The following is a 9405-nucleotide window of genomic DNA, read 5'->3' on the forward strand; positions in this document are numbered from 1 at the left end:
CCTCTCACCAGCGCTCTGCTGGTGAGAGGGTTAAAATCATCTATCTCGCTAAATTCACTCGTTTTCCCAGCCCGTCAAACAAATGCAGATGTTGTTCATCAATGCTTAATGAAAGCGCATGCCGGGGTGAATAGTTAAGCTGCTGGAAAGATTTAAGACACAGGTTGTATTGTTCGAAAGCAAACCACACCAGCGTAGAATCCCCCTGTAATTCGCAAAGCCGCGTCGTGGCGTTAAAGCAGAAATCACCTGAAGCATCCGGGCGGATATTCTCCGGGCGGATGGCGACAAACAGCTTATCGCCATCGCTAATGCCAAGGGGCTGGACGCACAACGGGAAGAACAACTCATTGCTGAACCTCAGCCCTCCATTTTGCCAGGTCGCATTCAACAGATTGATTTTCGGCGTGCCGATAAACTCTGCAACGAACAGGTTGGCAGGTGAATTATAAAGCTCAAGCGGAGTGCCAATTTGCTCTATTTTCCCTTTGTAGAGCACCACGATTTTGTCCGCGAGCGTCATCGCTTCGACCTGATCGTGCGTGACGTAAATCATGGTGTTCTTGAGATTGTTGTGCAGCTCCTGAATTTCCTGGCGCATTTCAACGCGCAGCGAAGCATCGAGATTCGAGAGCGGCTCATCGAACAAAAATAGCTGTGGCTGTTGCACAATTGAGCGGCCAATCGCGACGCGCTGGCGCTGCCCACCGGACAAGTTTTGCGGCAAGCGTTCGAGCATTTCATCAAGTTTCAGCATTTTCGCCGCCAGCCCAATACGTGATTCAATCTCTGCTTCGGGAGTTTTCATATTCTTCAGGCCGAAAGAGAGGTTTTCGCGCACGGTCATATGCGGGTAGAGCGCGTAGGACTGGAACACCATCGACAAGCTGCGTTTGCCTGCCGCAAGGTTTGTGACATCCTCGTCACCCATCATAATTGTGCCGCCATCGGGTGACTCCAGCCCGGCAACCAGACGCAATAACGTCGATTTACCGCATCCGGAAGGCCCAACCAGAACGATAAATTCACCGGAAGCTATCTCCAGGGATAAGTTTTCAATAATGGTGTTCTTATCATATTTTTTATGAATATTTCGTAGGGTTAAAGCGGTCATTTGAATTCCCTTCATTATGGTTAGATATCACTGAAAGTAGTTCATCAGTTTTGGCAACTAACAGCGTGGGGTTGGCACGTGTCTCAATGTTGAGGCGGATAAAGGGTTCGGTATTGGACGCGCGTAAATTAAAGCGCCAGTCAGCGAACGCCAGGCTGAGTCCGTCGTCATCGTCGCGTTGCGCGTCGGTGTTCTGAAAATACTCCTCGACCCGTTGCAAAACCTGCTGTGAGTCAGAGACTTCGAGATTAAGTTCTCCCGAAATCGGGTAGCGTTGTTGGGCATTTTGAATATAACTTGAGAGTTGAGAATCCGTCTGTCCGATGATTTGTATCATCAACACCAGTGGGATCATGCCGCTGTCGCAATAGCCGAAGTCACGGAAATAGTGATGGCCACTCATTTCTCCGCCATATATAGCATCTTCCTCGCGCATCCTGGCTTTGATAAAAGCATGCCCGGTGCGGGAAATAACCGCTTTGCCACCCATTTGCTGCACCGATTCCTGCGTGTTCCATATCAGCCTGGGGTCGAGCAGAATGGTACTGCCGGGTGTTTGTTGTAAAAACCACTGTGCGAACAGCCCAACCAGGTAATAACTTTCGACAAATTCACCCTGCTCATCAAAGAAAAAGCAGCGGTCGAAATCCCCGTCCCACGCCACGCCAAAATCAACCTGATGACAGCGAATGGCCTCGCGGGTTGAACTGCGGTTTTCAGGCAACATTGGGTTAGGAACCCCGGCGGGGAAGGTGCCATCCGGATTGTGGTGCAGGCGGATAAACTCGACGGTAATGCCTTGTGCACGCATGGCTGAGTCCAGTGCGTCAAGCGCCTGACCGGCTGCGCCATGTCCGGCATTCGCCACGATTCGTAGTGGGCGGGAAGGTTTAGCGCAAAAATAGCTCAGCAGATGGGCGGCCCATTGAGGGCGGCAGTCGTGATGGTAGTAAGTGCCGCGTCTGGAAATGTCGGGGAATTTATTCTTTTCTGCCAGCGCCTTAATCTCTAACAGGCCGTTATCATTGCTGATGGGGCGCGCATCCTCGCGTACCAGTTTCATGCCGTTGTAGTTGGCGGGGTTATGGCTGGCGGTGATCTCTATTCCGCCATCGCTTTTCAACTCACGCGTCGCAAAATAAACTTCTTCAGTGCCAGTGACACCGATATCAATTACGTCAACGCCACAGTCCATCAACCCCATTGCCAGAGCCGCTTTATAGGTTTCAGACGTTAATCGAACATCTGAACCGATAACCACATTGCGCGGTTTTAGCCAGCTGCCATAAGCCCGCCCAATGCGATAAGCAATGTCGACAGTCAGCGAAACATCCACCTCGCCGCGTATGTCGTAGGCTTTGAAACACGTTAGTTCATCCATAATCCACCTGTATTTTTTGAAGGCTTACGCCGAGTCACGACAAATAAGTTGGTAGTGCAATTGATAGTGGGTAACGGGGCCGTTTTGCAGTAGCAGCTTGACGGCGGTCTCCCCTTTTTTCCGTGCATCCTGGGAGATAGTTGTCAGGCCGATACCTTGAGAATCGACAACGGTGTTATCAAATCCAGTAATGGCGACTTGTTGTGGAATGCTGATGTGATGCTTGAGGCAGTAATGGACGGCTCCAGCGGCAAAACGATCAGAGAGGCAAATCAGGGCGGTGATGTCCGGATGGGCGCTTAATAGTGCCTGCGCTGCATTTTCGGCATGTGCTTCGTCATGTTGGGTTTCAAACAGCCAGCAGTTTTCGAGGGAAACATTTTTTGAAATGAAGGCCTCCCGACAAGCATTAACGCGCGTCAACATCAGTACGTTGTCGCCGTTGAGTGGCTCGCTTAATGGGCTTAAACCCGATGCATTTTTGTGTGATGGGAAAGCGATAATGCCGAAGCAGCGGTGGCCCTTTGCAAGAAGATAAAGACAGATCTCGTGCATGGCACCCGCGTTATCAATCGCGACGCTGCTGTATTGCGGCAGTGAAAAATCCAGTGTCACGATGGGCAATTGCCGCGCCAGCGTTTGCTGAATAATGGCTTCGTTATTATGTGTGGCGTTAAGAATGTAGCCATCTACTAAGGTGGTCATCTGCGGGTTATCTGCCCGCTGGCGGTTGTTTAAAGGGATAAGCACCAGGTTAGTATTTTGCTTTTCGCACTCCATGGCGATACCGCGCATCAGGTTAATGTCGTGTTGATCGATAAACACATAACTCATTGAATCATTGAAAATAATCCCGATGGTGTCGGATTTACCAGTGCGCAGTGCTCTTCCCAATGGGTCCGGTCCTTGAAAGCCAATAGTTTGAGCATGGCTTAATATCTTGTTGCGTAGTTTTAAGGATAATTTATCCGGATTATTCCACGCGTTGGAAATAGTGGTATGAGACACCTCTAATTCTTTGGCTAATGATTTAATGGTTATGTTTTTCGTATTATCTGTTTTTTTTAAAACATTCATATTAATTATGTGTGCTCGTTTTTATATTTAAAATAACTATTAATAATAGAGTGGTGTGGGAAATAAGTTTAACGTTAAACAAAAACAAAATTGTGAGTTGTTTAACGTTAAACATAAATAAGCGGTGTTAGCGTAAGCTACGTTTTGACATGCAAGGCTGCAAGAAAATAAATGGAGAGATATCGTGAGGATTAATACATTAGCTAAATGGATGGCTTCAGTTTTTCTCAGTATATGTATAACAGGCTGTGGCCCTGAGGATAAAAAAACGGAAGTAACAGCCAAAACGCCCATTAAAATGTGGGTCGCACCGAATGAAAATGAAGAAGCCTTCTGGACAAAAATAGTTAAAGAGTGGAACCAGGACCCAACGCATACACCCGTTGAATTTACCACCATCCCTGATGCCAGTAGTTCAGAAGAAGCCATTATGAATGCGCTTGCTTCAGGTACTGAGCCAGATATATCCAGTAATGTATTTATCGGTTTTGCCAGCCAGTTAAATGAAATTGGTCAACTGGAAGACCTGTCAAAAATGCCTGATTACCCGGTGCTGATAAAAAACCGGCAGATGGAAGGTTTAATGCCAGCATGGGAAATAAAAGGGCAAACCAATGTATTGCCTATTTATGTTAACCCGATTGTCTGGTGGTGGCGTACCGACCTATTAAAACAATATGGTTTCGAAAAAGTCCCGGTGCGTTATGACGAACTTTATCGTTTGGCCGAACGACGGGCTGCGGATAATAAAGGTTACACCATACAATTAACCGCCGGGAAAAACTGGTGGGAGCGCTGGTTCGACTTTATTCCATTGGTCTATGCACAAAATGGTGGCAAGCCTTATATCACCAATAACCAGGCACAATTTAATGATACCGCAGGCAAAGCGGTACTGACCTTTATGGGGAAAGTCTTTGCCAGTGGCTGGAGCAGTTATGATTTCACATCCGCAGATGATCCGCTGGCGACCGGCCAGGTATTGGCATCGGCACGGGGCCCGTGGGACATCGCGCGTTATCGCAAACAGTATCCAGAAATCCTGAAAACAATAGAGATTGGCCCTATGTTGACCGAGCAGGGTGCGGAACATCCGCATACTTTTGCCGACAGCAAAGGCATGGTCATGTTCAGTACCAGTCAACATAAAACGGAAGCCTGGGCCTTTATTCAGTGGGTATTCAGCAACGCTGAACACGATCTTAACTGGCTTGAAACTACGGGAATGCCACCTGCGCGTTCTGACTTGTTATCCAACCCGTTATTTGTCGACTATTTCAATCAAAACCCGATCGAGAAAAAAATTGCTTCATACGTGAATGTGGCTTTACCTCCGGCAGCCACGACGCAAACCACGGAAATTCAGCGCAGTATGACGCAAATGCTGGAGCAGGTTATTTTCAAGCATGACGAACCGACTCACGCGCTCGATAGATCCGCCCAGGAAATTAACAGCATTCTCAAGCAATAAGAGGCGGTTATGGCTGGCAATGATTCTCGCACAGGAGGCCTGCTGGCCTCCGCATGGCTCGGTTATTCACTGTTCTTTTGGTTTTATCCGTTAGCCTGGCTGGTGGTATTAAGTGTCACGCACTGGCAGTTTATTGGTGTGCCACGTTTTACCGGGCTGCAAAATTTATGGGGTGTGATGCAGGATAGGCTATTCTGGACATCAATGCTTAATGTGCTGCGTTTTTTACTCTGGTACATCCCGATTGTGTTTATCGCGTCGTTTCTTTTTGCTGCGGGAATTAAAAAATTAAAGTATGGCAAAGGGTTTATTACTCTGAGTTTTCTGATTGCCAATATTTCTTCCGGTGTGGCTTATTCAATAGTATTTTCTAAATTATTTAGTGAGTTTGGACCGGTGAATCATTTCTTACAAGAATGGTTTGGGGTTTCTGTTCCGTGGTTCACCAACCCTGATTGTGCCATGTTATCCATTGCATTAATTGTCACCTGGAAATTTGTCGGTTATTACGGCTTGATTCTATATTCCGGTATGCTGGCAATTCCTGGTGATATTTACAGTGCGGCACAACTTGATAAAACAGGGCGCTTTAAACAGGTGTGGGCCATTACGCTACCGATGATGAACCCACAAATTGTCATGGTAATGGTGCTAGCGATTACGGTGGCATTCAGTATTTTCACCGAACCGTACTTAATTACCGGCGGTGGGCCACTCAACAGTACGACCATGCCAATGGTGGTGATGTATGAAGTTGCATTCCAGAAAATGAAACCGACCTGGGCGGCGACCATGTCTATTATCGTTGCCGCATGCAGTTTTCTGCTGATTTGGTTGTTTAGAAAACTGTTCGAGAAAAACATTGAGATTGTGTAAATGAAAAATTTAACGCCATTGAGTCTGCTCGTTCATCTGTTGATGTTTATATTGGCCGTGACGTGGCTGTATCCGTTTATCTGGATGGTCGTCTCTTCGTTAAAACCGACGGCACAAATCTATACATCGGGACTTTTCTCGGGCAATTTCACACTGGAAAATTACACCTTCTTATTTGATAACAGTAACCGCGCCGATAAACCCTTTCTGCGCACACTGTTTAACTCGCTGTTTATATCCCTGTGCGTCACTGCTTGCGTCACATTTACCTCAATGTTGGTCGGTTACGCGGTGGCTAAAACCGATTTTCGCGGCAAAAGCGCCTTCAAAAATTTGCTGATTGTCCAAATGGTCTTCCCGGCCTTTATGTTCATCATTCCGCAATTCGTGTTGATGCGTGAACTGGGGCTAATTAATAGCTACAGCGCCATGATTTTGCCTTATGCGATGAGTGCCTGGGGCATATTTATGGTGTCGCAAAGCTTCAAAGGCACGCCCAACGATTACCTATATGCAGCAAAACTCGACCACGCCAATCTGTGGGGGATTTTGCGCCACGTGATGATGCCGCTGAATAAATCAATTCTGGCGATTGTCGCGCTGTTTACCTTTTCCAGTTCCTGGGACAATTTTCTCTGGCCGTTAATCGTGATGCGTGATGTCGATAAAATGCCGTTCTCGGTGTTACTCGCCACCTTCAATAAATCCTACGGAATCTATCTCGGCCCGGTGCTGGCGGGTTCCGTCGTGCAAATGTTGCCAGTGGTCGCGTTGTTCCTGCTGTTTCGCAAATACTTCTTACAAGGCATGTCCTTGTCACTTAAATAAGGAACCCGTTGATGAAAACCTGGCACTGGTGGCAGGACGCGGTGTTTTACCAAATTTATTTACCCTCATTTTGCGACGGTAATGCCGACGGGTTGGGGGATTTTATTGGCCTGGAGCAGAAGGTGGATTACCTGGCCGAGCTTGGTATTACCGGGGTCTGGATAACGCCATTTTATCCTTCGCCACTGGTGGATAATGGCTACGACATTAGCGATTACTGTGCTGTTGATTCACGTTTTGGCAGCATGGATAACTTTCGCAAGGTGGTTGCGGCGTGTCATGCGAAGGGGATCCGTGTTGTTATCGACCTGGTGATTAACCACGTTTCAACAGAACATCCGTGGTTTAAAGAGGCTTTTAATAACCCGCAGAGTCGTTATCGGGACTACTTTATTTTTAGTCGCCAACCGAACAACTGGCAGTCGTTTTTTTCAGGTAGCGCCTGGCAGGCGGAACCTGACACCGGGCAATATTACTACCATAAGTTTTCCCCACAGCAGGTCGATTTAAACTGGGCTAACCCACAGGTTGAACAGGAAATTTTTGCGGTCATTGATTTCTGGATGGCACAGGGCGTGGATGGTTTTCGCTTCGATGTGATTAATTTTCTCACCACCGAGGGTGTTGGCCCGGATAACCCCGAAATTGATGGCCAGCAAAGGCATGAAAACGATGTTAACCAACCCGGTATTGAACATGCGCTGCGTCGTATTTGCCATTATGTTCGGGAGCAGGGCGACTATTTTTTGATTGGCGAAATTGGCAGCGAAGAACTGCCTGTTCTGAGCCGTTACCAAAGCCCTGAACTGATGGATGTGGTGTTTAACTTCAATCTCGGTAGCCAAAAAACCTTTGATGTCGCACGCTTGTTTGGTGAACTGCAAGCCATGCGCAAGCAGCAAGCAGGGATGCCAACGCTGTTTTTTTCCAGCCACGATATGCCGCGCATGATAGGTCGTTTCGGTGAAACTGAACGCGATACACCACGCGCCAGAGCGGTGATGGTGCTCCAGCTTACCGCTTTGGGTGTGCCGTTTATCTTCCAGGGTGACGAACTGGGGATGAGCAATTACCTGCCGAAAACAGCCGAACAGATTTTTGATATTCAGGGTAAAACTCACTACCAAACGGCACTTGCCGCAGGTCTTAGCACGGGTGCAGCACTGGCCTGTGCCATAAGCCAGTCGCGCGATGGTTCGCGTTCACCGTTGCCGTGGAGTGCCGCACTTTTTTCCGGCTTTTCTTGCGTAAAGCCGTGGATGCCGCTTAACCCAAACTCCCTTGAGATTAATGCTGAAGCACAACGCCAGCAGCCGGATTCGCTATGGCATGAATATCAAAAAATTATCGCGCTACGGCATGCTTCATCGTCATTACGCACGGGTGTTTACCGGGATTTAGGCCGCACCGGAGACTGCATCTGGTATTCCCGAGAAAGTGAAGACGAGAGTACGTGGGTAGCTGTCAATTTTGGCGCACCCATCAGAAATCCGTGGTGTGAGATTAACGCCTCCACAGTGGCAGGAAATGAATCTGAATGGCTTGGGAAAAACGAATTTATTATCAAAAGGAGTTGTTATGCAAAGGCACAGTAAAAATCCTCTTATCACCCCGGCTGATGTGATTCCTTCATGTCCGGAAAGGAAAGTTGAATGTGTGTTTAACGCGGGTGTGGCGGAACAGGGCGGTGAAATTCTTTTACTCTTACGCGTCGCCGAAAGCATGGAAAACGCCGATCCTCAGTTGATCACTGTTCCACTTTTGGAAGAGCTGGGCGGACAATGGCTGCCGTCGACGCGTACGTTTGACAGACGTGATGATCGTTATGATTTCAGCGACCCGCGCGGCATTATTTTAAAAAGCGATCGTGCACAAACATGGCTGACGTCAATGTCGCATTTGCGGCTGGCAAGAAGCCAGGACGGTGTGAATTTCACGATTGATGCTGATCCTTTTATTGTGCCGGATACTCAATACGAGCAATTTGGCTGCGAAGACTCACGTCTGACTAAAATCGACGATCTCTGGTATATCAATTATTCCGCCATTTCACCGCTTGGGATCACCACTGCACTCGCCACCACCAAAGACTTTAAACAGGTGGAAAAGAAAGGGCTGATCTTCTGCCCGGATAACCGTGATGTGTGCTTCTTCCCAGAAAAGATCGCTGGCAAATATATGGCGCTAACACGCCCGGCACCGTGCCACTTCGGGCACCCGGAAATCTGGATCTGTGAATCACCCGATATGCTGCATTGGGGAAATCACCGCCATTTGTTGGGGCGTTCTGGTGATGAATGGGACGGGAGTAAATCTGGCGGTGGTGCACCGTTGCTGAAAACGGAATTTGGCTGGTTGGAAATTTACCATGGTGTGGATGCTAATCTGCGTTATTGCCTCGGCGCATTACTGCTCGATTTTAACGATCCTACGCGCATTCTCGCTAAGTCGCCGGTCCCGCTTCTTGAACCGGTTGCACCTTACGAACGCGAAGGGTTTTTTGGCAATGTCGTGTTTACTTGTGGGGCATTAATTCGTGATGAAACACTGCATATCTGGTACGGCGCGGCAGATGAGTGCATTGCGCTGGCGACAATGTCGCTGGCAGATTTGTGGAAGCACCTGAAATTGAACAAACAATAAAACGCTGTCGTGGGG

At 48.0% G+C, this 9405-nt stretch carries 8 protein-coding genes; 5 read left to right on the top strand and 3 right to left on the bottom strand.

Annotation, left to right across the window (positions count from 1 at the left end; genetic code table 11):
* Positions 1–40: 40 nt before the first annotated feature.
* Genes VJY99_RS18065 through VJY99_RS18075 form a run of 3 tightly spaced genes read right to left on the bottom strand, consistent with a single transcriptional unit; the run spans position 41 to position 3572 of the window.
* A complete protein-coding gene (locus tag VJY99_RS18065; protein WP_324120942.1) occupies positions 41–1114 on the bottom strand; it encodes a sn-glycerol-3-phosphate ABC transporter ATP-binding protein UgpC in 1074 nt (357 codons plus the stop codon).
* Positions 1083–2495, bottom strand: a complete 1413-nt coding sequence (locus VJY99_RS18070; RefSeq protein WP_324120944.1) for a phosphomannomutase CpsG — start codon at positions 2493–2495, stop codon at positions 1083–1085. Before VJY99_RS18070 ends, VJY99_RS18065 begins: the two co-directional genes overlap by 32 nt.
* A gap of 24 nt (positions 2496–2519) precedes the next feature.
* On the bottom strand, positions 2520–3572 hold the full coding sequence (locus tag VJY99_RS18075) for a LacI family DNA-binding transcriptional regulator (RefSeq protein WP_324120946.1): 1053 nt from the start codon (positions 3570–3572) through the stop codon (positions 2520–2522).
* Positions 3573–3783: 211 nt separating this feature from the next.
* Here VJY99_RS18075 and VJY99_RS18080 point away from each other — a divergent pair, with 211 nt between their 5' ends.
* Genes VJY99_RS18080 through VJY99_RS18100 form a run of 5 tightly spaced genes read left to right on the top strand, consistent with a single transcriptional unit; the run spans position 3784 to position 9390 of the window.
* The gene (locus tag VJY99_RS18080) at positions 3784–5043 is read left to right on the top strand and encodes an ABC transporter substrate-binding protein (protein ID WP_414641617.1); all 1260 of its coding nucleotides are present in this window, start codon (positions 3784–3786) and stop codon (positions 5041–5043) included.
* A 9-nt stretch (positions 5044–5052) separates the two neighbouring features.
* Entirely contained in the window at positions 5053–5919 is an 867-nt protein-coding gene (locus tag VJY99_RS18085; protein WP_324120950.1) for a sugar ABC transporter permease, read from the top strand.
* Positions 5920–6747 (top strand): carbohydrate ABC transporter permease, encoded by an 828-nt coding sequence (locus VJY99_RS18090; protein ID WP_324120952.1) that lies wholly within the window; start codon positions 5920–5922, stop codon positions 6745–6747.
* Between the two features lie 11 nt (positions 6748–6758).
* Positions 6759–8342: an alpha-glucosidase gene (locus VJY99_RS18095; protein ID WP_324120954.1), complete on the top strand. Its 1584-nt coding sequence runs from the start codon at positions 6759–6761 to the stop codon at positions 8340–8342.
* Positions 8326–9390 (top strand): glycoside hydrolase family 130 protein, encoded by a 1065-nt coding sequence (locus VJY99_RS18100; protein WP_324120956.1) that lies wholly within the window; start codon positions 8326–8328, stop codon positions 9388–9390. The genes VJY99_RS18095 and VJY99_RS18100 overlap by 17 nt, the downstream gene beginning before the upstream one ends.
* The last annotated feature ends 15 nt before the right edge of the window (positions 9391–9405 follow it).

The organism is Buttiauxella sp., from assembly GCF_035271705.1.
In the GTDB taxonomy this organism is placed as follows: Bacteria; Pseudomonadota; Gammaproteobacteria; order Enterobacterales; family Enterobacteriaceae; genus Buttiauxella.

Excerpts from the sequence above, each read along its gene's own strand:
- VJY99_RS18070 (WP_324120944.1), bottom strand. The coding sequence starts at position 2,495 with ATGGATGAACTAACGTGTTTCAAAGCCTACGACATACGCGGCGAGGTG.
- VJY99_RS18090 (WP_324120952.1), top strand. The coding sequence starts at position 5,920 with ATGAAAAATTTAACGCCATTGAGTCTGCTCGTTCATCTGTTGATGTTT.
- VJY99_RS18080 (WP_414641617.1), top strand. The coding sequence starts at position 3,784 with ATGGCTTCAGTTTTTCTCAGTATATGTATAACAGGCTGTGGCCCTGAG.
- VJY99_RS18100 (WP_324120956.1), top strand. The coding sequence starts at position 8,326 with ATGCAAAGGCACAGTAAAAATCCTCTTATCACCCCGGCTGATGTGATT.
- VJY99_RS18095 (WP_324120954.1), top strand. The coding sequence starts at position 6,759 with ATGAAAACCTGGCACTGGTGGCAGGACGCGGTGTTTTACCAAATTTAT.
- VJY99_RS18065 (WP_324120942.1), bottom strand. The coding sequence starts at position 1,114 with ATGACCGCTTTAACCCTACGAAATATTCATAAAAAATATGATAAGAAC.
- VJY99_RS18085 (WP_324120950.1), top strand. The coding sequence starts at position 5,053 with ATGGCTGGCAATGATTCTCGCACAGGAGGCCTGCTGGCCTCCGCATGG.
- VJY99_RS18075 (WP_324120946.1), bottom strand. The coding sequence starts at position 3,572 with ATGAATGTTTTAAAAAAAACAGATAATACGAAAAACATAACCATTAAA.